The sequence below is a fragment of the Xylophilus sp. GOD-11R genome (assembly GCF_033546935.1).
Classification (GTDB): Bacteria; Pseudomonadota; Gammaproteobacteria; order Burkholderiales; family Burkholderiaceae_C; genus Xylophilus.
The window spans coordinates 1,228,480-1,250,109 of sequence record NZ_CP137854.1 but is presented as its reverse complement, the minus strand read 5'-3'; the positions used below and the strand labels follow the sequence as shown (position 1 = coordinate 1,250,109).

The window sequence follows — 21,630 nt, the reverse complement described above, 5'->3', positions numbered from 1 at the left end:
GGCGCGGACCGGTCTGGAGCGCGGCTTGATTTCCGCGTCGACGGCCCTGACCGTGCGCAGCTCCGGGCTGCGGGCATGGTCGATGCGCGTACTTGCCCAGGCAGCGCGGGTCCGATCCATCAATCGAGCCTTTCTCCATGGTCCGTCTCGATCGGCATGAAAAAAGCCCCGTGGCGTGAGCGACGGGGCTTTTTGTTGACCGACGGCGATCGGCCGGCGAGCGGGCTTATTCGGCCAGGCGCTTCCAGGTGTCGATCACGCTGTCGGGGTTGAGCGAGATCGAGGCGATGCCTTCGGCAGCCAGCCACTGGGCAAAGTCCGGATGGTCGCTGGGGCCCTGACCGCAGATGCCGACGTATTTGTTTTGCGCCAGGCAGGCCGCGATAGCGCGCGAGAGCATCGCCTGGACGGCCGGGTCGCGCTCGTCGAAGTCGGCGGCCAGCAGTTCCAGACCGGAGTCGCGGTCCAGGCCCAGAGTGAGCTGGGTCAGGTCGTTGGAGCCGATCGAGAAGCCGTCGAAGAACTCCAGGAAGCGGTCGGCCAGGATGGCGTTGCTCGGCACCTCGCACATCATGATGACCTTGAGTTCGTTGGAGCCGCGTGCCAGGCCGTGGTCGGCCAGCATGCCGGTAACACGTTCGGCCTGCTTGAGCGTGCGCACGAAGGGCACCATCACCTGCACATTGGTCAGGCCCATCTCGTCGCGCACCCGCTTGAGCGCCTCGCACTCCATGGCGAAGGCCTCGCGGAACTCGGTGCTGATGTAGCGTGCCGCGCCGCGGAAGCCGAGCATCGGGTTCTCTTCTTCCGGCTCGTAGCGGCTGCCGCCGATGAGCTTGCGGTATTCATTGCTCTTGAAGTCCGACAGACGAACAATCACCGGCTTGGGCCAGAAGGCCGCCGCGATGGTGGCGACACCCTCGGCCACCTTGTCGACGTAGAAAGCCTTGGGCGAGGCATGGCCGCGCGCCACGGATTCCACGGCCTTCTTCAGGTCGGCATCGACATTGGGATAGTCGAGGATCGCCTTCGGATGGACGCCGATGTTGTTGTTGATGATGAACTCGAGCCGCGCCAGGCCCACGCCTTCGTTGGGCAGCTGGCAGAAGTCGAAGGCCAGCTGCGGGTTGCCGACGTTCATCATGATCTTGGTCTTGATCTTCGGCATTTCGCCGCGCTGGACCTCGGTCACCTCGGTTTCGAGCAGGCCGTCGTAGATGCGGCCCGTGTCGCCTTCGGCGCAGCTCACGGTGACCAACGTGCCGTCCTTGAGCAGTTCGGTCGCGTCGCCGCAGCCGACCACCGCCGGAATGCCCAGTTCGCGGGCGATGATGGCCGCGTGGCAGGTGCGACCGCCCCGGTTGGTGACGATGGCGCTGGCGCGCTTCATCACCGGCTCCCAGTTCGGGTCGGTCATGTCGGTGACCAGCACGTCGCCGGGCTGCACCTTGTCCATTTCGCGGATGTCGTGCACCAGCCGGACCGGGCCGGTACCGATCTTCTGGCCGATGGCGCGGCCTTCGACCAGCACCGGGCCGGTGCCCTTGAGGCTGAAGCGCTGCTCGGCCTTGCCGGCCTGCTGGCTCTTCACCGTTTCCGGGCGGGCCTGCAGGATGTAGAGGTGGCCGTCGGTGCCGTCCTTGCCCCATTCGATGTCCATCGGGCGGCCGTAGTGCTGCTCGATCACCAGGGCGTATTTGGCGAGCTGCTCGACGTCCTCGTCGGTCAGCGAATAGCGGTTGCGCTGCTCGGTGGGCACGTCGACGGTCTTCACCAGCTTGCCGCTGGCGGCTTTTTCTTCCGGCGTGGAGAACACCATCTGGATCAACTTGGAGCCCAGGTTGCGGCGGATCACCGCGCGCTTGCCGGCGGCCAGCATCGGCTTGTGGACGTAGAACTCGTCCGGGTTGACGGCGCCCTGCACCACCGTCTCGCCTAGGCCGTAGCTGCTGGTGATGAACACGACCTGATCGAAGCCGGATTCGGTGTCAATGGTGAACATGACGCCAGCGGCGCCGAGGTCGGAGCGGACCATGCGCTGCACGCCGGCCGACAGGGCGACCACGTCGTGCGCGAAACCCTTGTGCACGCGGTAGCTGATGGCGCGGTCGTTGTAGAGGGAGGCGAAGACCTCCTTCATCTTGTGCAGCACGTCTTCGATGCCGACGACGTTGAGGAAGGTTTCCTGCTGGCCGGCGAAGGAGGCGTCGGGCAGGTCTTCCGCGGTGGCGGAGGACCGCACCGCAAAGCTGGCGGCCGGGTTGCCGGCGGACAGCGTGGCGAAGCTTTCGCGGATGGACTTTTCCAGGTCGGCCGGGAAGGGCTGGTCTTCGATCCAGCCGCGGATCTCGGCGCCGACGACGGCGAGTTCACGCACGTCTTCGGTGTCGAGCTTGGCCAGGCGCGCGCTGATGCGGTCAGCCAGGCCGGCGTGGGCCAGGAACTGCCGGAACGCGTGGGCGGTGGTGGCGAAGCCGGTGGGCACGCGCACGCCCTGCGGCAGCTGCGAAATCATCTCGCCGAGGCTGGCGTTCTTGCCGCCGACCGACTCGACGTCGGACATCCTCAGGTTTTCAAAGGGTACGACCAGGGCGGTCGCCTCGAACAGTGCAGACATGGGAAGACTCCAGAAGTTGAAAGCGGTGTTCCGAACGAGCGATCGCCGCGAGGATGCGGAGGGCCTCCGGCACGGGCGGCACAGCGACTTTGGTCTTCTTGTAAGAGGTCGTGGCGGGCCATGGCGGAATTCGGATAATTGGGGGAATTGTAGGCTTCGGCCCGCAAGCACCGCGTCAGCCGACATCCCTACCCCTCCAGAACGCACGAAAGTCTCGCGCATGCACTCCCGTACCGTTTTCTTCATCTCCGACGGAACCGGCATCACTGCCGAGGCTTTCGGCAATGCCATCCTGTCGCAGTTCGAGATGCGGCCACGACATGTGCGCCTGCCCTTCATCGACACCGTGGACAAGGCCCACCAGGTGGTGCGCCAGATCAACCACACCGGCGAGGTCGAGGGCCGGCGCCCGCTCGTGTTCACCACGCTGGTCGACGCCGAAGTGCTGAAGGTGGTGCGCGCGGGCTGCAAGGGCATGCTGATGGACATGTTCGCCACCTTCGTGCAGCCGCTGGAGAAGGAGCTCGGCATCAAGTCGCTGCACCGCGTGGGCCGCTTCGCCGATGTCTCCAAGAGCAAGGAATACAACGACCGCATCGAGGCGATCAACTACAGCCTGGACCACGACGACGGCCAATCCAACCGCGACCTGGAAGGCGCGGACGTGATCCTGGTGGGCGTGAGTCGCAGCGGCAAGACGCCGACTTCGCTGTACCTGGCGATGCAGCATGGGCTGAAGTCGGCCAACTACCCGCTGATTCCGGAAGACTTCGAACGTCGGCAGCTGCCGCCAGCGCTGCTGCCGCACAAGAAGAAGCTGTTCGGTTTGACGATCCAGCCGGAGCGGCTTTCGCAGATCCGGCAGGAACGCCGGCCCGACTCCAAGTACGCCGACCTGCAGAACTGCCGCCACGAGGTAGCCGAAGCCGAGGCGATGATGCGGCGCACCGGCATCCGGTGGCTGTCGACGACCACCAAGTCGATCGAGGAGATCGCCACGACGATCCTGCAGGAGATTCGGCCGGAACGTCTGATTTACTAAAGCCCCCAGGGGTATTTACTCCCACCCCAGGCTACGCACTTCGTGTCTTCGCCCTCCCCTTGAGGGGCGGCTCGCTGGGTCGGCCTAGCCTCGCTGGCCTCGCTGCCTCGCCGCCGGGCACTCGGCGGCGCTGCACGGCCGCCTCGGGGGTTGAGGCGGCCGCTGATCGCGTCAGGCTGGGGCGGAGGTTCGGATCAGGTGATCGAACGCGCCGAGCGCCGCTTTCGCACCGTCGCCGGCGGCGATGATGATCTGCTTGAACGGCACCGTGGTGGCATCGCCCGCAGCGAAGACGCCGGGCACCGAGGTCTGTCCGCGCGCGTCCACCACGATCTCGCCATGCTTGCTGAGTTCGATCGAACCCTTGAGCCACTCGGTGTTGGGCACCAGGCCGATCTGGATGAAGACACCTTCGAGGGCGACCTGGTGCTCCTGGCCGGTGCCACGGTCTTTGTAGCTGAGCCCGTTGACCTTGTTGCCGTCGCCGGTGATGGCCGTGGTCTGCGCCGACACGACGATGGTCACGTTGCCCAGGCTGCGGGCCTTGCGTTGCAGCACTTCGTCGGCACGCAGCTGGTCGCCGAACTCGATCAGCGTGACATGGCCGACCACGCCGGCCAGGTCGATCGCGGCCTCGACACCCGAGTTGCCGCCACCGATGACCGCCACGCGCTTGCCCTTGAACAGCGGACCGTCGCAGTGCGGGCAGTAGGCCACGCCCTTGTTCTTGTATTCGGCTTCGCCGGGCACGTTGATGTTCTTCCAGCGCGCACCGGTGGAAATCACCAGCGACCGGGCCTTGAGCGTGGCGCCGCTGGCGAGCTTGAGCTCGATCAGGTCCTTGCCGGGCACGATGGCTTCGGCGCGCTGCAGATTCATGATGTCCACGTCGTAATGCTTGACGTGCTCTTCCAGCGCCACGGCGAACTTCGGCCCTTCGGTTTCCTTGATGGAAATGAAGTTCTCGATGCCCAAGGTGTCGAGCACCTGGCCGCCGAAGCGCTCGGCGGCCACGCCGGTGCGAATGCCCTTGCGAGCCGCATACACCGCCGCTGCAGCGCCGGCCGGGCCGCCGCCGACGACCAGCAGGTCGTAGGGCTCGCGGGCGTCGAGCTTGGCGGCTTCACGCTGGATGGCGCTGGAATCGATCTTGGCGACGATCTCCTCGAGCTGCATGCGGCCCTGGCCGAAATTGGTGCCGTTGAGGTAGACGGTGGGCACAGCCATGATCTGGCGCGCCTCGACCTCGTCCTGGAACAGCGCGCCGTCGATGGCGGTGTGCTTGATGTTCGGATTGAGCACCGACATCAGGTTGAGCGCCTGCACCACGTCCGGGCAGTTCTGGCAGGAGAGCGAGAAGTAGGTCTCGAAGTGGTAGTCGCCTTCGAGATTGCGGATCTGCTCGATAGTGTCCTGGCCGGCCTTGGACGGATGGCCGCCCACCTGCAGCAGCGCCAGCACCAGCGAGGTGAACTCGTGGCCCAGCGGCAGGCCGGCGAAACGCACGCCGGTGTCGACGCCCGGGTTGGTGATGAGGAACGAGGGCTTGCGCTCGCCGTCGTCGCTGCGTTCCACGACCGTGATCTTGTCGGTCAGCGCGACGATGTCCGCGAGCAGGCCCTTGAGGTCGCCGGACGCCTTGCTGTCGTCCACGGATGCGACGATTTCGATGGGCTTGGTCACCCGTTCGAGGTAGCCCTTGAGTGCGGTCTTGAGGTTGGCGTCCAGCATGATAATTACTCGCTATTGGATTTATGAAATCGATAGTTATGGTTCGGCTGCGGAAAAAAAAGCCCGGGCGCACCCGGGCTCCGCCGCACGAAGCGCTTAGATCTTGCCGACCAGGTCGAGCGACGGGGTCAGGGTTTCAGCGCCTTCGCTCCACTTGGCGGGGCAGACTTCACCGGGGTGAGCGGCAATGTACTGGGCGGCCTTCAGGCGGCGCAGGGTTTCGGTGGCGTCACGGCCGATGCCGTTGTCGTGCACTTCGATGGTCTTGATACGGCCTTCGGGGTCGATCACGAAGGTGCCGCGCAGGGCCAGACCGTGGTCGTCGCCTTCGGTGATCAGCACGTCGAAGAAGGTGGCGAGCTGGTGGTTCGGGTCGCCGATCAGCGGGTATTGCACCTTGCCGATGGTGTCGGACGTGTCGTGCCAGGCCTTGTGGGTGAAGTGGGTGTCGGTGGACACGCCGTAAACCTCGGCGCCCAGTTTCTGGAATTCGGGGTAGTGGTCGGCCAGGTCACCCAGTTCGGTCGGGCAGACGAAGGTGAAGTCGGCCGGGTAGAACACCACGACGGACCACTTGCCCTTGAAGTTCTGTTCGCTCACCGGCACGAACTTGCCGTTGTGATAGGCGGTGGCCTTGAAAGGAGCGACTTCCTTGTTGATCAGAGACATTGCGTATTCCTGTTTTGAATGGGTGGCTGACGAAGACTGAAGCATAGACGGGTAAACCCGGCTGCCCGATGAATTGCGCGTATGCGGCGAATTGGCATTTTCTATTTGGTCGTCGCGACATCGCCGTGACCAATCGTGAAAGCACTCGTATGACCGGCATGCGAACGCCTCTCAGCCTCAGCCGCAGGCACACCGCCCGCGTGGGGGATTGCCTTGTGGCTGTCAGGGTCAACCCCCACAATCGCGGACCATTGCGAAACCACGTGAAAGAAAGAACAACATGAAGGGCGATCTCCAAGTCATCCAGCATCTGCAGGCGCAGCTCAAGAACGAGCTGACCGCGATCAACCAGTACTTCCTGCACTACCGCATGCTCAAGCACTGGGGCTTCGACAAGCTGGCGAAGAAGGAATATTCGGAATCCATCGGCGAGATGAAGCACGCCGACTGGCTGATGGACCGCATCTTCATGCTCGACGGCCTGCCCAACCTGCAGGACCTGGGCAAGCTCAACGTCGGCGAAGACGTGCCCGAACTGCTGCGCTGCGACCTGGGCCTGGAATACACGGCCCAGGCGACCATCAAGGCCGGCATGGCCCACTGCGAATCGGTGCGCGACTACGTGTCGCGCGACCTGCTGCAAAAGATCCTCGACGACACCGAAGAGCACATCGACTTCCTGGAAACCCAGATCGACCTGATCGACAAGGTCGGCACGCAGAACTACCTGCAAAGCCAGATGGGCGAGCTCGAGTAAGGCGTCTGTCGCTAGCGGCCCGGGTGCCCTCCCAGGCCGTCGCACCTTGATTTCACCGCGTGGTACGCGGTCGGCCCATTCGGGCTCGACCACGAACACGCGGTTTTGCTTTGGGGCTGCGAAGCCGAAGTCGCCAGGATCGTCCGTCCGACATCACCGACGCACGAACCCCATGCTCTACCCTGTTCTTCCCACCGCCACGCCATCACCCGGGTTCTCGACGCGGTCCAACATCAACCAGCTTCCGCCGGAAATTCTCGAGCCGATCGCACAGGAGATTTTCCTCGGCCTGCCGACGAAAACCCAGCAGCAGCTCGACCGGACGCTTGCCGCGCTGCAGGACCTTTCCAGTCTGAACACCCGGTGGAAGCAGGCATTCGAGCCCACCACCCTGGCTGCGGAGATCGCGTTGGCGACGCACCGGCTGCCGACCGGCAAGCGCCTGGCGAACGCCCTGCGCCGCCTCGCCCCGCTCGGCCTGCCGCTGCAAGAGCCTTCCTGGAAAGCGCTGGATGTTCGTTTCGATCGGACCGCGCGCCCTTCCGTGCGCAACACCGGCCTCAAATTCATCGAGAACTGGCCGCAGCAGGCGCCTGCGGGTATGCGCCAGTCCGTCTGGGACGAACGACGCGACCGGCATCTGGCACGTTTCACGGCTGTGGCATTGCGCCAATCGTGCGAATTGATGGCCCCGCTGATGCAGGTAGTGATCGAATCGGCCGTCCCCATGCCGCTACTGGTCGACGCCTTGCTTGGTGCATCGGCGTGCACGCTGGACAACCCCGATGTGGCCCAGGCGCTGGATCAGCACGCCGACCGCATGCCGCGATGGTGCCGCAGCAGCTTTCAGGCAGCCATGGCCTGCCAGCGCCGAGCCGCCAGCCACTTGCCCAACTTCAGCCACATGCTGGATCTGCTCTCCCAGATTCCGCCCCGGCCCCGCAGCCTTTTCCTGGGGAGCATGGATGACCGGATGCCATTCAACAGTCCGGCCAAGCAGGAAATGCAAGCGGCGATCGCCGAGCTGCCGGTGAGCCACCGCAGGACTGCGCTGGAAAAAACGGAAGCGGTGGGCTGGGAAGCCGCGCGCGTCAACATGTACCTGGCCAGCCTGCCCGCCGATCCTGCGCTGGCGGCATCCCATCTCGAACGCTTTCTCGACACTTTTCGTCGCGAGAAACGGTTTTGCAGCCAAGCAGAACTCCGGGCGCTGATACCGGTGTGGGACCTGATCGCGCGTCGCTTGCAAGGGCACGGAACCGCTTGCCTGATGAAGCTGCTCGGCGTGTTCTCCAGAAACGAATCGCCCACCCAATGGCACGAAGCCATGCTCGCCAAGGCCGTTGCCTACAGCCAGCGCCTGCCGCCTGCGCAGGCCAGCATGGTCCGGCTGGCTGCCAACGCCGTGCTGGCCCGCCATGGCGAAACGCGGGTCGAGGAATTCCAGCTCGAGCTCGACGGTCTCCTGCGGCTGCCGCCTGCCGAAATTCCGAAGGTGATCGAGGCCTTGTGCGACCCGGGCCTGCGCCTGCCCTCCTATATCTTCATGAGCTCGCTGGATCACCTGAATGGCGTGTTCAACCGCATTCCGGTCACGATGCGACGCGAGGCGAAAGCACCTTTCTCACGCATGCTGGATAACTTCACACACGAGGAAAGAAACCTCATCGTGCAGCAGCTGTCGATTCCGGCCAGCTACCAATACGCTATCTAGGATCGACCGGGCCCTGGAAACCGGACTTCCACCCGAAGACCCCCGAGGGTGGGCGAGGACGAGAGTGCCAGGGTCGCGCCATGCCGCGCTGCGATCGCCTGCACGATCGCCAGGCCCAGGCCGCTGCCGGGTGCCGCTGCATCCGGCATGCGGAAAAAGCGATCGAGCACCCGTGCACGGTAGGCATCCGGAATGCCCGGCCCGTTGTCGTCGACCGCCAACAGGGCCCCGTCACCGCTGCGACGCAATTCGATGTCGACTTGACCGCCTTGCGGTGCGAATTTGATCGCGTTGTCGACCAGATTGCGCAGGAGAGTTTGCAGGCTGTCCGCGTGACCGGTGATCGGGGCGCTATCGACCGCCACGGCCCCGAGGTCGATGCCGCGGGCGGCCGCCAGGGGCAGCGCGTCGGCCGTCACCGCCTGCACCACGTCGCGCAGATCGAGCGCCCCCGCAGCGCCGGAGGCCAGTGAACCGGCATCCTGGCGCGCCAACTGCAGCAACTGCCCGACCAGCGCGATCGCCCGGTCGATGCCCTGCGTCAGCCGGTCCACCGCTGCCGCCTGTGCGCCGGTGTCCTGCGGCTGGCGGCGCAGTCCCTGCACCTGCAGCTTCAAGGCCGTGAGCGGCGAACGCAGCTCGTGCGCCGCGTCGGCGACGAAATGGCGCTGAGCGTCGAAGGCGCCGCGCACCCGGCCGAACAGCAGGTTGAGTTCGCGCACCAGTGGCAGCACCTCGTCGGGCAGCCGGTCCTCGGGCAAGGGGCGCAGGTCGTCTGCCGCGCGCCCGGCCACCTGCCGACGCATGCGTTCGACCGGCGCCAGCGTGCGGCTGATGACCGCGCCCATCGCCAGCATCAGCAGCGGCGCCACCAGCACCACCGGTAGCGTGGCGCGCAGGGCCTGGGCGCGGGCGCGCTCCTGCCGGGCATCGAGGTCCTGGGCGATCTGCACCGTCTGCAGCGGCGTCTGGATGGAATAGACGCGGTAACGAGTGCCCTCGACCGTCATATCCGAGAAACCGAGCACTGCGCGCTGCGGCAGGCGCGCGCGCGCCGAGCGGTAGAGCTGGACGCCGTCGGCGCTCCAGATCTGCACCTGCAGATCGAGGTCGGCGTCGGCTTCTTCGTCGGTCCGGCCGACCAGGGGCACCGCGTGCCGCAGCGAGTTGGCGACCTGGCGCAAATGCAGGTCGTTGAGGGTGTCGGCCTCGCGCAGCGCGGTGCGGTAGGCGCCGGTGGCCAGTGCCGCTGCCGCCAGCGCCACGCAGGCCAGCAACAACACCATCAGGCGCGCGTGCAGCGACCGCGGCACCAGGCGTTGCCAGCCGACCGCCGTCATGCCTTGGGCACCAGGTAACCCAGCCCGCGCACGGTCTGGATCAGGTCCGCGCCAAGCTTCTTGCGAACGCCGTGGATGTAGACCTCCACCGCATTGCTGCTGACGTCGTCCTTCCAGCCGAACATGCGCTCTTCCAGCTGAACGCGCGAAAAGATCACGCCCGGCCGGGCCAGCATCGGCTCGAGCACCGCCCATTCGCGGGCTGACAGATTGACCGGCCGACCGTCCTGTGTGGCCTGATGCGTGGCCGGATCCAGCGTCACGCCGCGATGGGAGAAGGTCGGCGCGCCATGCCCCTCGCCGCGCCGCACCAGGGCGCGGACCCGGGCCAGCAGTTCGTCGGTGTCGAAGGGCTTGACGACATAGTCGTCGGCCCCCGCGTCGAGGCCGGCGACGCGGTCGGCGATGGCGTCGCGCGCGGTGGCGATCAGCACCGGCACCCGCGCACCGCGTGCCCGCAGGGCCTTCAGCACCTCGATGCCGTCACGCCGGGGCAGGCCCAGGTCGAGCAGCACGCCGTCGTAGTGCTCGCTGCGCAAGGCGGTGTCGGCCATGTCGCCGTCGCGCACCCAGTCGACGGCGTAGCGCTCGGCGCGCAGCAGGTCGAGCACGGCCTCGCCGATCATCGGATCGTCTTCGACAAGCAGGATGCGCATGGGTCTACAGGCGTTGCCAGGGAGCGCCGATGATGCCCCGCGCCGCTTAGGCCGTGCTGAAAACCGGCTGGTTCAGGCGAGCCTGCGGCGGTGCCGCGCGATCTGCTCGCGCACCTGCGCGGGCGCGGTGCCGCCCAGCGTGGAGCGCGCCTCGAGCGAGCCGCGCAGCGACAGCACCTCGTACACGTCCTTGTCGATCTGCGGATGGAATTCCTGCAGTACCGACAGCGGCAGTTCGGACAGGTCGACCCGGTGCGAATTGGCGGCCTTGACCGCGTGCGCCACGGTTTCGTGCGCATCGCGGAAAGGCAGGCCCTTCTTGACCAGGTAGTCGGCCAGGTCGGTGGCGGTGGCGTAGCCGCGCAGCGCGGCCTTTTCCATGGCCTCGGGCTTGACCGTGATGCCGCCGACCATCTCCGCGAAGATGCGCAAGGTGTCCTTGAGCGTGTCGACGGTGTCGAACAGCGGCTCCTTGTCTTCCTGGTTGTCCTTGTTGTAGGCCAGCGGCTGGCCCTTCATGAGCGTGATCAGGCCCATGAGGTGGCCCACGACGCGGCCGGTCTTGCCGCGCGCGAGTTCGGGCACGTCCGGATTCTTCTTCTGCGGCATGATCGACGAGCCGGTGCAGAAGCGGTCGGCGATGTCGATGAAACCGAAGCTCTGGCTCATCCAGAGAATGAGCTCTTCGGAGAAACGGCTGATGTGCACCATGGCCAGCGAGGCGGCGGCGGTGAACTCGATGGCGAAGTCGCGGTCGCTCACAGCGTCGAGGCTGTTTTGGCAGACCTGGGCCTGGCCTTGCGCATCGACCATGCCCAGCGTGCGCGCCACGCGCTCGCGGTCGAGCGGGTAGCTGGTGCCGGCCAGCGCGGCGGCGCCCAGCGGCAGGCGGTTGACCCGGCCGTGCACGTCGGCCATGCGTTCGGCGTCGCGGGCGAACATTTCCACATAGGCCAGCATGTGGTGGCCGAACGCCACAGGCTGCGCCACCTGCAGGTGGGTGAAGCCCGGCAGGATGACGTCGGCATTGCGCTCGGCGATTTCCACCAACGCGCGTTGCAGGTCGACGAGCAGGCCGGCGATGAGGTCGATCTCGCCTCGCAGCCACAGGCGCACGTCGGTCGCCACCTGGTCGTTGCGGCTGCGGCCGGTGTGCAGGCGCTTGCCGGCATCGCCCACCAGCTGCGTGAGCCGCGCCTCGATGTTGAGGTGCACGTCTTCCAGGTCGAGCTTCCACTCGAAGGCGCCGTCGGCGATCTCGCGGGTGATCTGCGCCATGCCGCGCTGGATGGCCTCGTGGTCGGCCGCGGCGATGATGCCCTGGGCGGCCAGCATGTCGGCATGCGCCAGGCTGCCCTGGATGTCGGCCTGCCACAGCCGCTTGTCGAAGAAGACGCTGGCGGTGTAGCGCTTGACCAGGTCGCTCATGGGCTCCGAGAACAGAGCGGACCAGGCCTCGGACTTCTTGTCGAGCTGGTTGGAAGGAGCCGGGGATGCGGGGGCAGAGGAAGACATCGGGTAAGGTCGGTGAAGCGCAACCGCGTATTTTATCGGCGCCCTCGCGGTGCCCTTTCGAGCAAGCCATGTCCCTGAGCATCCTCATCGTCGACGACGACACCTGTGCCCGCCAGCAGATGCGGCAATTGCTGGCCCGCTGCGGCGCCGATCTTTGCAGCACGGTCGAGGAAGCCGCCGACGCCGGGCGTGCCGCCGGCCTGATGCGCCACCGCGCTTTCGACCTGCTGCTGCTCGATGTCGAGATGCCCGGCCAGGACGGCATGAGCCTGGCGAGCTCGATGCGCTGGCTGCCCCAAAAGCCCGCCGTGGTGTTCGTGACCGGCCATCCGCAGCACGCGCTCGACGCCTTCGAGGCCGACGCCATCGACTACCTGACCAAGCCGGTGCGCCCCGAGCGGCTGGAGCGCGCACTGCACAAGGCCGCCCGGCTGCGGGCCGCCACCGACGACCAGGCGCGCGAAGACGAGAGCCTGCGCATCGTTCGGCGCGGCCAGGGTGCAACGCCTGCCGCTGAACGAGGTGCTCTATCTGCGCGCCGAAGAAAAACGGCTCTGCGCCGTGACCAGCCGGGGCCGATTCATGCTCGACGGATCCCTGGTGGACATGGAAAAACGCTACGCCGGCCAGTTGCTGCGGGTGCATCGCCACACGCTGGCGGTGCGCTCGGCCGTGATGGGCGTGGAGCGGGTCGACTCCGAAAGCGACGACGAGGGTTCGGGCGCCGGCTGGCTACTGAGCCTGCGCGGTACCGACGAGCGCCTGCCGGTGGCGCGGCGCCTGGTGCCCGAGGTGCGTGCGCAACTGCTGCAGCGCGACCGGTAGGCCGATCGAAAGCCCTCAGCCAACGGGTTGATTCGCCGGCGCGGTCAGCCCGTGCTCGTGGCCATGACCGTGGTCGTGGCCGTCTTCCGGACCATGTTCGTGCGCCAGCCGGCTCACCGCCACCACCAGCACGATGCCGGCGAGCAGCCAGGCGATCTGCGCGAAGGTCTGGCGCGAGCTCAGGTGCCGTTGCAGCTGCGGGATCAGGTCGGCCAGCGCCACATAGACGAAGCTGCTGGCCGCGGCCACCAGGAAATACGGCAGCAGCTCGCTCAGTTGCTCCAGCAGAAAATAACCTGCCAGCCCGCCGAGTGCGGTGACGGCGCCCGCCAGCGACACCTTCAACAAGGCCATGCGCCGGCCACCCGCGGAATGCCGCATGACGACCAGGTCGCCGATGTGGTGCGGCACCTCGTGCGCCAGCACCGCAATGGCGGCGACCAGACCCAGCCGCAGGTCCGCCATGAAAGCCGAGGCAATCAGCACGCCGTCGCCGAAGCAGTGCACGCTGTCGCCGGTTACCAGGGACCAGCCGCCGGAGGCGCGCATGTGCGAATGCACGTGTGCGTGGCTTGCCTGGTCGCCGTGCGCGTGGTGGTCTTGGTGGTCGTGGTGGTCGTGGCCATGCGAGTCACCGGCCGCCGGTGCCGCATGCTCGTGGCCGTGATGCCAGAGCTCGGCCTTGTCGAGCAGGAAGAAGAAGACGACGCCCGCCAGCAGCACCGCGAACAGCCACTGCGGCTCGATGCCGCTCTCGAAAGCTTCCGGCAGCAGGTGCATGAAGGCGGTCGACAACAAGGCGCCGGCCGCCAGGCTCAACAGATGCTGCGGGCCCGGGCCACGCTGCGATCCCACGCCCAGTCGCAGCAGGAAGGCGGCCAGCCACACGCTGCCCACGCCGGACGCCAGCGTCGCCGCCAGGATCGCCAACAGTTCCATTTCCCCTCGTTCCACGCCGCACCGCCCCTCTTGCCCGAACCATCAAAAAAGCGGCCACCTCGCCGTGGAGGGGCCGCTGCGCACGCCCTGGCCGGTTTCCGGACGCACCACGAATGTCGATTCGCGGACCGGCGCCGGGCCGAGGGCTCATGCCGTTTTCATCTTAGCAACGCTGTCAAGCGGTAAATCCGCGTCGGCTGCACAAGCCTGTCAGTGCGCGGTTTCCCAATTGGCGCCAAAGCCGATCTCGGCCAGCAAGGGCACCTGCAACTGCGCCACGCCGGCCATGATGCGCGGCACCTCGGCGCGCACCCAATCGACCTCGTCCTGCGGTACCTCGAACACCAGTTCGTCGTGTACCTGCATGATCACGCGGGTGCCGCGCTTCTCGGCGTCGAGCACCTTCTGCACCTCGACCATGCTGAGCTTGATCAGGTCGGCCGCCGTGCCCTGCATCGGCGCGTTGATCGCCGCGCGCTCTGCGCCGCCCCGGCGCGGGCCGTTGGGCGAATTGATCTCGGGCAGATAGAGGCGCCGGCCGAACACGGTCTCGACATAACCTTTTTCCTTGGCCGACGCCCGCGTTTCGTCCATGTAGCGCTTGACGCCTGCGAAGCGCTGGAAATACCGGTCGATGTAGGCGGCAGCGGCCTTGGTCTCGATGCCCAGACTCTTGGAGAGCCCGAAGCTGCTCATGCCGTAGATGAGTCCGAAGTTGATGACCTTCGCATAGCGGCGCTGCTCGCTGGCGACCGCGTCGACCTCCACGCCGAACACTTCGGCGGCCGTGGCGCGGTGCACGTCCAGGCCTTCCTGGAACGCGCGCAGCAGGGCCTCGTCGCCGCTGAGGTGCGCCATGATCCGCAGCTCGATCTGGCTGTAGTCGGCACTCGCGATCACGCTGCCGGCCGGCGCCACGAAGGCTTCGCGGATGCGCCGGCCTTCTGCCGTGCGCACCGGAATGTTCTGCAGGTTGGGGTCGTTGCTCGACAGCCGTCCGGTCACCGCCACCGCCTGCGCGTAATGCGTGTGGACGCGGCCGGTTCGCGGCAGCGCCAGCGTGCCGAGCTTGTCGGTGTAGGTGCCCTTGAGCTTGGACAGACCCCGGTGCTCCAGGATCCGCGCCGGCAGCGGGTAGTCCTCGGCCAGCTTCTCCAGCACCTCCTCGTCGGTGCTGGGCGCACCGCTCGGCGTCTTCTTGACGATCGGCAGGCCGAGCTTCACGAAGAAGATCTCGCCGATCTGCTTGGGGCTGCCCAGGTTGAAGGGCTGGCCCGCCAGCTCGTGGGCCTGCTGCTCCAGCTCCAGGATGCGCTGGCCGAGCTGGTGGCTCTGCTGCGCGAGCAGGGCCGCGTCGATCATCACGCCGTTGCGCTCGATGCGGTAGAGCGCCTCGCTGCTGGCCATCTCCAGCTCGTAGATGGCCAACAGCTTCTCGTCGGCCTGCAGGCGCGGCCAGAGCGTGCGGTGCACGTCCAGCGTCTGGTCGGAGTCCTCGCACGAGTACTCGGCGGCCTTCTCGATCGCCACCTGGCTGAACGGGATCTGGCTGGCGCCCTTGCCGCAAAGGTCTTCGTAGCTGATGCCGCTGCGGCCCAGATGGCGCTCGGCGAGGCTGCCCAGCCCGTGCGGCTTGTGCACCTCGAGCACATAGCTCTGCAGCATGGTGTCGTGGCGGTAACCGCCGACCTCGATGCCGTGGTTGGCGAACACGTGGCGGTCGTACTTGACGTGCTGGCCGAGCTTGGCGCGCGTGGCGTCTTCCAGCCAGGGCTTGAGGCGCGCCAGCACCTCGTCGCGCGGCAGCTGCGGCGGCGCGTCGGGATAGTCGTGGGTCAGCGGAATGTAGGCCGCTTCGCCCGGCTCCACGCTCCAGCTGATGCCGACGATCTCGGCGCGCATCTCGTCGAGCGAGGTCGTCTCGGTGTCGATCGCCACCAGTTCGGCCGCCTGCACCCGGGCGAACCAGGTGTCGAACAGCGCCCAGTCGACGATGGTGTCGTAGCGCAGGTTGCTCACCTTGTCGGCCGCGATCGCCTCCGGCTCGTCGAACAGGCCCGGGTCCGGTGCGCGGCCGGGTTTTTTCGACTTCTCGATCCGCTCGGGCGCTACGTCCTGCGCGTTGAGCGACTGCACCAACCCCTTGAAGCCGAAGCGCTCGTAGAAGGCCTTGAGTTCGTCGGTGCGCTGCGCGCCCATCGCGATGCCTTCGAGCGAAGGCAATCCCACGATGTGCTCGGCCAGATCGCAATCGGTGCGGATGGTGACCAGTTCGCGGCCCTTGGGCAGCCAGTCGAGCGAGGCACGCAGGTTCTCGCCCGCCACGCCCTTGATCTTGTCCGCCTGGGCCAGCAGGCCTTCGAGCGAGCCGTATTCCAGCAGCCATTTGGCGGCCGTCTTGGGGCCGACCTTGGGCACGCCCGGCACGTTGTCCACCGTGTCGCCGATCAGCGTCTGGTAATCAATCATCAGCTGCGGCGGCACGCCGAACTCGGCCGTCACGCCGGCGATGTCGCGCTTCTTGCCATTCATCGTGTCGATGATGGTGATGTGCTCGTCGACCAGCTGGCTCAGGTCCTTGTCGCCGCTGGAAACGATGACTTCCATGCCCTGCCGCGCGGCAGCCGCGGCCAGCGTGCCGATGACGTCGTCGGCCTCCACGTGCGGCACGCACAGCACCGGCCAGCCCAGCAGCTTGACCACCTCGTGGATCGGCTCGACCTGGCTGCGCAGGTCCGGCGGCATCGGGCTTCGATGGGCCTTGTATTCCGGATAGAGATGGTCGCGGAAGGTCGGGCCCGAAGCATCGAAGACGCAGGCCGCGTAATGGGCGCGCACTTCGCGGCGCAGCGCGGCCAGCATGTTGACCATGCCGCGTATCGCCCCGGTCGCCGGGCTGTTCATGTCGCCCGCCACCGCCCGCAAATCGGGCATGGCGTGGAAGGCACGGTAGAGGTAGCTGGAGCCGTCGACCAGCAGCAGGGTGTTGTGTCCCGGCGCGGTGGTGGAGTCGGCGGCGGTGTCGGGCGCGGCCGGGGCCGCTGCGTTCGGGAGGTCGCTCATGGGCGGCGATTGTGCCTGTCGCGCCACGTCGGCATCGCAGGCGAGCGCCTACAATCCGGTCCATGTCCGCCCTGCTCCTTCTGCGCCCCGCCGCCCTCGTGGCCGCGGCCCTCGTCACCAGCTTGCTGGCATCGGCCGTCCAGGCCGAAGAACTCGTCGAAGGACCGGAGCCGCGAACCCCACGCGTCGAGCAGAAGGTCGAACGTCTGCACGTGGGCGACGAAGGCACCTCCATCGACGAAGTCCGCTACGGCGGCCAGACCCAGAGCATCACGGTGCAGCCGCGCGGCGTCAAATCCTACGACGTGGCACCGACCGACGGGCCGCGTCGCCGCGCCTCCGAGCGCGACGGCGGAGACGCCAACGGCGGCGCCCGCACTTGGAGAATGCTCGGTTTCTGACCCGCCCCTGCGCCGGTCCGATTCCCCGCGTCAACTCCCGCTTCTTCGATCTCACCGCTTTTTTCCGCTTTCGCGCACCCATGGCCGTTTTCACCGAAGTCTCCGATGACGAGGCGCGCAAGCTCATGCGCCACCTGCGACTGGGCGAACTGGTCTCGCTGCGCGGCATTGCCGGCGGCATCGAAAACACCAACTATTTCGTCACCGTCCAGCCTGACACCGCCGAAGGCGACCTCGGCGCCACCATCGACTACGTGCTGACCCTGTTCGAGCGCCTCACCGCCGAACAGCTCCCCTTCTACCTGTACCTCATGCAGCACCTGGCGGCCCGCGGCATTCCGGTGCCCGACCCCGCCCCCGATCGCTCCGGCGACGTGCTTCACACGGTGCGCGGCAAGCCGGCCGCCGTCGTCAACCGCCTGCCCGGCCGCAGCGAGCTCACCCCCAAGGCCGCCCACTGCGCCGCCGTGGGCGACATGCTGGCGCGCATGCACCTGGCCGGACGCGACTTCTCGCGCCACCAGCCCAATCTGCGCGGCCTGACCTGGTGGAACAGCGTGGTGCCCACCGTGCTGCCGCACCTCGACCCGCCGCAATCGGCCCTGCTCGGCGCCGAGCTCGCCTACCAGAACCATGTCGCCGCGCAATCCGACTACACCGCCCTGCCGCGCGGCCCGGTGCACGCCGACCTGTTCCGCGACAACGTCATGTTCGAAGGCGAACGCCTCACCGGCTTCTTCGACTTCTACTTCGCCGGCGTCGACAGCTTCGTCTTCGACATCGCCGTCTGCCTCAACGACTGGTGCATCGCCCTCGACTCCGGCCTGCAGGACGCCGAACGGGCCGACGCCTTCATGGCGGCCTACGCCACCGTCCGCCCGCTGGAGCCGGCCGAGCGCCGCCTGATGCCCGCCATGCTGCGTGCGGCAGCGCTGCGCTTCTGGATCTCGCGGCTCTGGGACTTCCACCTGCCACGCGACGCCGCCCTGCTCACCCCGCACGACCCCGCCCATTTCGAGCGCGTGCTGCGCAACCGTCTGGCCGAGGCGCGCTCCGCCGTCCCGGCCTGAATCCTTTCTTGTCTTCGTCCTCTCCATTTCCGCCATGCACCTGAACGTCGTCCCCGCTCGCACCGGCCTGGCCTGGGCCCGCCAGGGCGTGCGTACCTTCTGGCGCCAGCCCATGGCGATGACCGGACTCTTCGTGCTGTTCGTCGCGGTGCTGAGTCTCACCGCCGTCGTGCCGCTCATCGGCTTTCTGCTCGCGCTGGTGCTGATGCCCGCCGCCACGCTCGGCATGATGGCCGCGTCGCGAGACGCCGAGGCCGGCCGCCGCGCACGCCCCGCCGCACTCTTCGCTGCCTTCCGAGCAGGCCCGGCCTATGCGCGTCAGATGTTGCTGCTCGGCGCGCTGTACGCCGGCAGCTTCGTGCTCATGCTGGCCATTTCCGCCCTGTTCGATGGCGGGCAGTTCGCCATGGGCTACGTCTCCGGCAACCGCAGCGCCAGCGACATGATCGAGAACCCCTCGGTCCAAGTCGCGATGTGGATCACCCTGATGCTCTACATGCCGCTGTCCATGCTGTTCTGGCACGCGCCGGCGCTGGTGTTCTGGTATCGCGTGTCGCCGCTCAAGAGCCTGTTCTTCAGCTTTGTCGCCTGTATCCGCAACGTCGGCGCATTCACGGTCTACGGCCTCGCCTGGGCCGGCATCTTCCTGGCAGGCGCCGTGGTGGTGGGCACCTTCACCACGCTGCTGCTGCTGACCGGCGTGCTGGGCGACAGCAGTTCTGCGCTGGCGGGCTCGGTCGCCGCCGGGCTGGTCACCATTTCAGCCCTGGTGCTGGTGGCGATGTTCTTCAACTCGCTGTACTTCACCTTTGTGGATTGCTTTGTGCACCCGGTCGAGGAAGCGGCGACGGCAGACGACGCCTCCCCCAGCAAAAGCAGCAGCTAGACAACCGTCAGCTTCGCCACCGACAACGCCAGCCACTTCACCCCGTGGCGCGGAAAGTTCACCTGGGCGCGAGCGTCGTCCCCACTGCCCTCCACTGACAACACGGTTCCCTCGCCGAATTTGTTGTGGAACACCTGCAATCCGGCACGAAGACCGTGGCTGGGCGGCGCCGAACGTGCCACCGGCTTGGGCGCCGCTCCCAGGCTGAATCCGCCGCCCGCCCCGCCCCAGCCGCCCGAACCCGCACCGGATCCGCCGTTCGATGGCGCAAAGCCGCCAAAGCCGGACTGCTTGGGCGTGATCCACTTCAGCGCCGCTTCCGGCAACTCTTCGAAGAATCGGCTCTTGACGTGGTATCGCGTCTGACCGTGCAGCATGCGTGTCTGCGAATGGCTGAGGTAGAGCCGGCGGCGGGCACGGGTGATGGCCACGTACATGAGCCGGCGCTCCTCCTCCAGCCCATCGCGGTCGCTCATCGAGTTTTCGTGCGGGAACAGGCCCTCTTCCATGCCGCCGATGAACACGCAATCGAATTCCAGGCCCTTGGAGGCATGCACCGTCATCAGCTGCACGGCGTCCTGGCCGGCCTGCGCCTGGTTGTCGCCCGCTTCCAGGGCCGCGTGGGTGAGAAAGGCGGCCAGCGGACTCTGCGTTTCGCCCGTCTCGGCGTCGAACGGCGCGGGCTCCAGCGGCTCGTCCAGCACCGGCAGCGAAGGGTCGAGCCCCTGGCTGACCGGCGACTGCGAAGGCGCGCCGCCCATGCCGTCGGCGTCGCGGCCGAAGCCTTCGATGCTGACGAAGCTTTCCGCCGCATTCACCAGTTCTTCCAGGTTTTCCACCCGGTCGGCGCCTTCACGCTCGGCGCGGAAATGCTCCTTGAGCCCGCTGGCGTCGAGCACCTGCTCGATGATGGCGCGCAACGGCTGTCCCTGGCTCTGCTCGCGCACCACGTCCACCAGCGCCACGAAGCCGCCGAGGTTGGCGCCCGCCTTGCCCTTGATGCTGGAAACCGCATCGTGCAGCGAGCAGCCCATCTCGCGCGCCGCATCCTGCAGTTGCTCGATGCTGCGGGCACCGATGCCGCGTGGCGGAAAGTTGACGACCCGCAGAAAGCTGGTGTCGTCGTTCGGGTTCTCCAGCAGCCGGAGGTAGGCCAGCGCATGCTTGATTTCGGCACGCTCGAAGAAGCGCAGCCCGCCGTACACCCGATAGGGCACTGCCGAATTGAACAGCGCCGTCTCGATCACCCGGCTCTGCGCGTTGCTGCGATAGAGCACTGCGATTTCCTTGCGCTCGATGCCGTCGCGCACCAGCTGGCGAATTTCCTCGACGATCCACTGCGCCTCGGCGAAATCGCTGGTCGACTCGTACACCCGCACCGGCTCGCCCGGCCCTTGGTCGGTGCGCAGGTTCTTGCCCAGCCGGCGACTGTTGTGGTTGATGAGGTGGTTGGCCGAATCCAGGATGTTGCTGAAGCTGCGGTAGTTCTGCTCCAGCTTGATCTGGTGGCGCACGTCGAATTCGCGCACGAAATCCGCCATGTTGCCCACGTTGGCGCCGCGAAACGCGTAGATGCTCTGGTCGTCGTCGCCCACCGCCAGCACGCTGCTGCGCTCGCTGGCCAGTTGCTTCAGCCACGCGTATTGCAGGCGGTTGGTGTCCTGGAACTCGTCGACCAGGATGTGCCTGAAGCGCTGCTGGTAGTGCTGGCGCACCGGCTCGTGGTCGCGCAGCAGCTCGTAGCTGCGCAGCATCAACTCGCCGAAATCGACCACCCCCTCGCGCTGGCACTGCGCCTCGTACAGCGCGTAGAGCTCTATCTTCTTGCGGTCGTCCTCGCCGCGCGCCTCGATGTCGCCGGGGCGGCGGCCGTCTTCCTTGGCGCCACTGATGAAGTACTGCACCTGCTTGGGCGGAAAGCGCTCGTCGTCGACCTTGTGCTCCTTCATCAGGCGTTTGACGGCCGACAGCATGTCCTGCGTGTCCAGGATCTGGAAGGACTGCGGCAGGTTCACCAGCTTGTAGTGCGCCCGCAGCAGGCGGTTGCACAGGCCGTGGAAGGTGCCGATCCACATGCCGCGTGTGTTCACCGGCAGCATCGCCTGCAGCCGCGCCTGCATCTCCTTGGCGGCCTTGTTGGTGAAGGTCACCGCCAGGATGCCGCCGGGCGACACCTGGCCCGTCTGCAACAGCCAGGCGATGCGGGTCGTCAGCACCCGCGTCTTGCCGGAGCCGGCGCCGGCCAATATGAGCGCATGCCCTTCGGGCAAAGTCACCGCGGCGAGCTGTTCAGGGTTGAGGTTGGCAAGCAAGGGCGCGGAGGCCGGGGCACCAGAAGAGGACGGCGGCGGGAACAGGCTGTCCTGCGGAGAGTGTGGAAGCATGCGCCGATTGTAGAAACCAAC

Annotated in this window: 16 protein-coding genes and 1 pseudogene; 8 read left to right on the top strand and 9 right to left on the bottom strand. The window is 66.8% G+C overall.

Translation table 11 applies throughout. The features are described from left to right. Positions 1-226: 226 nt before the first annotated feature. Positions 227-2,617 (bottom strand): phosphoenolpyruvate synthase, encoded by a 2,391-nt coding sequence (gene ppsA / locus R9X41_RS05680; RefSeq protein WP_318633907.1) that lies wholly within the window; start codon positions 2,615-2,617, stop codon positions 227-229. A gap of 220 nt (positions 2,618-2,837) precedes the next feature. Between ppsA and R9X41_RS05675 the strand changes: the two genes are divergently transcribed. Further along, on the top strand, positions 2,838-3,659 hold the full coding sequence (locus R9X41_RS05675) for a posphoenolpyruvate synthetase regulatory kinase/phosphorylase PpsR (RefSeq protein WP_318633906.1): 822 nt from the start codon (positions 2,838-2,840) through the stop codon (positions 3,657-3,659). A 171-nt stretch (positions 3,660-3,830) separates the two neighbouring features. Here R9X41_RS05675 and ahpF read toward each other — a convergent pair whose 3' ends face one another. After that, complete coding sequence (gene ahpF, locus R9X41_RS05670; RefSeq protein WP_318633905.1) at positions 3,831-5,390, bottom strand: alkyl hydroperoxide reductase subunit F; 1,560 nt, start codon at positions 5,388-5,390, stop codon at positions 3,831-3,833. Positions 5,391-5,486: 96 nt separating this feature from the next. Then, positions 5,487-6,059, bottom strand: coding sequence for an alkyl hydroperoxide reductase subunit C (gene ahpC / locus R9X41_RS05665; protein WP_318633904.1), 573 nt, complete (start codon positions 6,057-6,059; stop codon positions 5,487-5,489). A gap of 280 nt (positions 6,060-6,339) precedes the next feature. Between ahpC and bfr the strand changes: the two genes are divergently transcribed. Both bfr and R9X41_RS05655 read left to right on the top strand, forming a co-directional pair. After that, positions 6,340-6,816: a bacterioferritin gene (bfr, locus tag R9X41_RS05660; RefSeq protein WP_318633903.1), complete on the top strand. Its 477-nt coding sequence runs from the start codon at positions 6,340-6,342 to the stop codon at positions 6,814-6,816. A 172-nt stretch (positions 6,817-6,988) separates the two neighbouring features. Next, positions 6,989-8,530, top strand: coding sequence for a hypothetical protein (locus R9X41_RS05655; protein WP_318633902.1), 1,542 nt, complete (start codon positions 6,989-6,991; stop codon positions 8,528-8,530). Here R9X41_RS05655 and R9X41_RS05650 read toward each other — a convergent pair. The 3 genes from R9X41_RS05650 to argH all read right to left on the bottom strand — a co-directional run bounded on the left by R9X41_RS05650 (position 8,527) and on the right by argH (position 12,041). Next, positions 8,527-9,870: an ATP-binding protein gene (locus R9X41_RS05650; protein WP_318633901.1), complete on the bottom strand. Its 1,344-nt coding sequence runs from the start codon at positions 9,868-9,870 to the stop codon at positions 8,527-8,529. The two genes, R9X41_RS05655 and R9X41_RS05650, sit on opposite strands and share 4 nt — an antisense overlap. After that, positions 9,867-10,526 carry a response regulator transcription factor gene (locus tag R9X41_RS05645; protein WP_318633900.1) on the bottom strand — a complete coding sequence of 220 codons (660 nt, stop codon included), beginning with the start codon at positions 10,524-10,526 and terminating at the stop codon, positions 9,867-9,869. The genes R9X41_RS05650 and R9X41_RS05645 overlap by 4 nt, the downstream gene beginning before the upstream one ends. A 72-nt stretch (positions 10,527-10,598) precedes the next feature. Further along, on the bottom strand, positions 10,599-12,041 hold the full coding sequence (argH, locus tag R9X41_RS05640) for an argininosuccinate lyase (RefSeq protein WP_318633899.1): 1,443 nt from the start codon (positions 12,039-12,041) through the stop codon (positions 10,599-10,601). Between argH and R9X41_RS05635 the strand changes: the two are divergent. Continuing rightward, a pseudogene (locus R9X41_RS05635) lies at positions 12,020-12,397 on the top strand (LytR/AlgR family response regulator transcription factor); the annotation flags it as partial. The gene argH and the pseudogene R9X41_RS05635 overlap by 22 nt on opposite strands. A gap of 142 nt (positions 12,398-12,539) precedes the next feature. Beyond that, positions 12,540-12,866 carry a LytTR family DNA-binding domain-containing protein gene (locus R9X41_RS05630; protein ID WP_318633898.1) on the top strand — a complete coding sequence of 109 codons (327 nt, stop codon included), beginning with the start codon at positions 12,540-12,542 and terminating at the stop codon, positions 12,864-12,866. Between the two features lie 15 nt (positions 12,867-12,881). Here the strand turns inward: R9X41_RS05630 and R9X41_RS05625 are convergent, their stop codons facing one another. Next, positions 12,882-13,805 (bottom strand): ZIP family metal transporter, encoded by a 924-nt coding sequence (locus tag R9X41_RS05625; protein WP_318633897.1) that lies wholly within the window; start codon positions 13,803-13,805, stop codon positions 12,882-12,884. 210 nt (positions 13,806-14,015) lie between these two features. After that, positions 14,016-16,739: a DNA polymerase I gene (gene polA, locus R9X41_RS05620; protein ID WP_412556696.1), complete on the bottom strand. Its 2,724-nt coding sequence runs from the start codon at positions 16,737-16,739 to the stop codon at positions 14,016-14,018. Between the two features lie 191 nt (positions 16,740-16,930). Between polA and R9X41_RS05615 the strand changes: the two genes are divergently transcribed. The 3 genes from R9X41_RS05615 to R9X41_RS05605 all read left to right on the top strand — a co-directional run bounded on the left by R9X41_RS05615 (position 16,931) and on the right by R9X41_RS05605 (position 19,225). Further along, complete coding sequence (locus tag R9X41_RS05615) at positions 16,931-17,269, top strand: hypothetical protein (RefSeq protein WP_318633895.1); 339 nt, start codon at positions 16,931-16,933, stop codon at positions 17,267-17,269. Positions 17,270-17,349: 80 nt separating this feature from the next. Then, positions 17,350-18,339, top strand: coding sequence for a homoserine kinase (locus R9X41_RS05610; RefSeq protein WP_318633894.1), 990 nt, complete (start codon positions 17,350-17,352; stop codon positions 18,337-18,339). Between the two features lie 34 nt (positions 18,340-18,373). Continuing rightward, positions 18,374-19,225: a BPSS1780 family membrane protein gene (locus R9X41_RS05605; protein WP_318633893.1), complete on the top strand. Its 852-nt coding sequence runs from the start codon at positions 18,374-18,376 to the stop codon at positions 19,223-19,225. On the opposite strand, the gene R9X41_RS05600 is transcribed toward R9X41_RS05605, so the two are convergent. Further along, the gene (locus R9X41_RS05600) at positions 19,222-21,609 is read right to left on the bottom strand and encodes a UvrD-helicase domain-containing protein (protein ID WP_318633892.1); all 2,388 of its coding nucleotides are present in this window, start codon (positions 21,607-21,609) and stop codon (positions 19,222-19,224) included. The two genes, R9X41_RS05605 and R9X41_RS05600, sit on opposite strands and share 4 nt — an antisense overlap. Between the last annotated feature and the right edge of the window lie 21 nt (positions 21,610-21,630).

What these genes read in the sequence shown, in the direction of transcription:
- ppsA (WP_318633907.1), bottom strand. Translation starts at nt 2,617, where the DNA reads ATGTCTGCACTGTTCGAGGCGACCGCCCTGGTCGTACCCTTTGAAAAC.
- R9X41_RS05675 (WP_318633906.1), top strand. Translation starts at nt 2,838, where the DNA reads ATGCACTCCCGTACCGTTTTCTTCATCTCCGACGGAACCGGCATCACT.
- ahpF (WP_318633905.1), bottom strand. Translation starts at nt 5,390, where the DNA reads ATGCTGGACGCCAACCTCAAGACCGCACTCAAGGGCTACCTCGAACGG.
- ahpC (WP_318633904.1), bottom strand. Translation starts at nt 6,059, where the DNA reads ATGTCTCTGATCAACAAGGAAGTCGCTCCTTTCAAGGCCACCGCCTAT.
- bfr (WP_318633903.1), top strand. Translation starts at nt 6,340, where the DNA reads ATGAAGGGCGATCTCCAAGTCATCCAGCATCTGCAGGCGCAGCTCAAG.
- R9X41_RS05655 (WP_318633902.1), top strand. Translation starts at nt 6,989, where the DNA reads ATGCTCTACCCTGTTCTTCCCACCGCCACGCCATCACCCGGGTTCTCG.
- R9X41_RS05650 (WP_318633901.1), bottom strand. Translation starts at nt 9,870, where the DNA reads ATGACGGCGGTCGGCTGGCAACGCCTGGTGCCGCGGTCGCTGCACGCG.
- R9X41_RS05645 (WP_318633900.1), bottom strand. Translation starts at nt 10,526, where the DNA reads ATGCGCATCCTGCTTGTCGAAGACGATCCGATGATCGGCGAGGCCGTG.
- argH (WP_318633899.1), bottom strand. Translation starts at nt 12,041, where the DNA reads ATGTCTTCCTCTGCCCCCGCATCCCCGGCTCCTTCCAACCAGCTCGAC.
- R9X41_RS05625 (WP_318633897.1), bottom strand. Translation starts at nt 13,805, where the DNA reads ATGGAACTGTTGGCGATCCTGGCGGCGACGCTGGCGTCCGGCGTGGGC.
- polA (WP_412556696.1), bottom strand. Translation starts at nt 16,739, where the DNA reads ATGCCCGATTTGCGGGCGGTGGCGGGCGACATGAACAGCCCGGCGACC.
- R9X41_RS05615 (WP_318633895.1), top strand. Translation starts at nt 16,931, where the DNA reads ATGTCCGCCCTGCTCCTTCTGCGCCCCGCCGCCCTCGTGGCCGCGGCC.
- R9X41_RS05610 (WP_318633894.1), top strand. Translation starts at nt 17,350, where the DNA reads ATGGCCGTTTTCACCGAAGTCTCCGATGACGAGGCGCGCAAGCTCATG.
- R9X41_RS05605 (WP_318633893.1), top strand. Translation starts at nt 18,374, where the DNA reads ATGCACCTGAACGTCGTCCCCGCTCGCACCGGCCTGGCCTGGGCCCGC.
- R9X41_RS05600 (WP_318633892.1), bottom strand. Translation starts at nt 21,609, where the DNA reads ATGCTTCCACACTCTCCGCAGGACAGCCTGTTCCCGCCGCCGTCCTCT.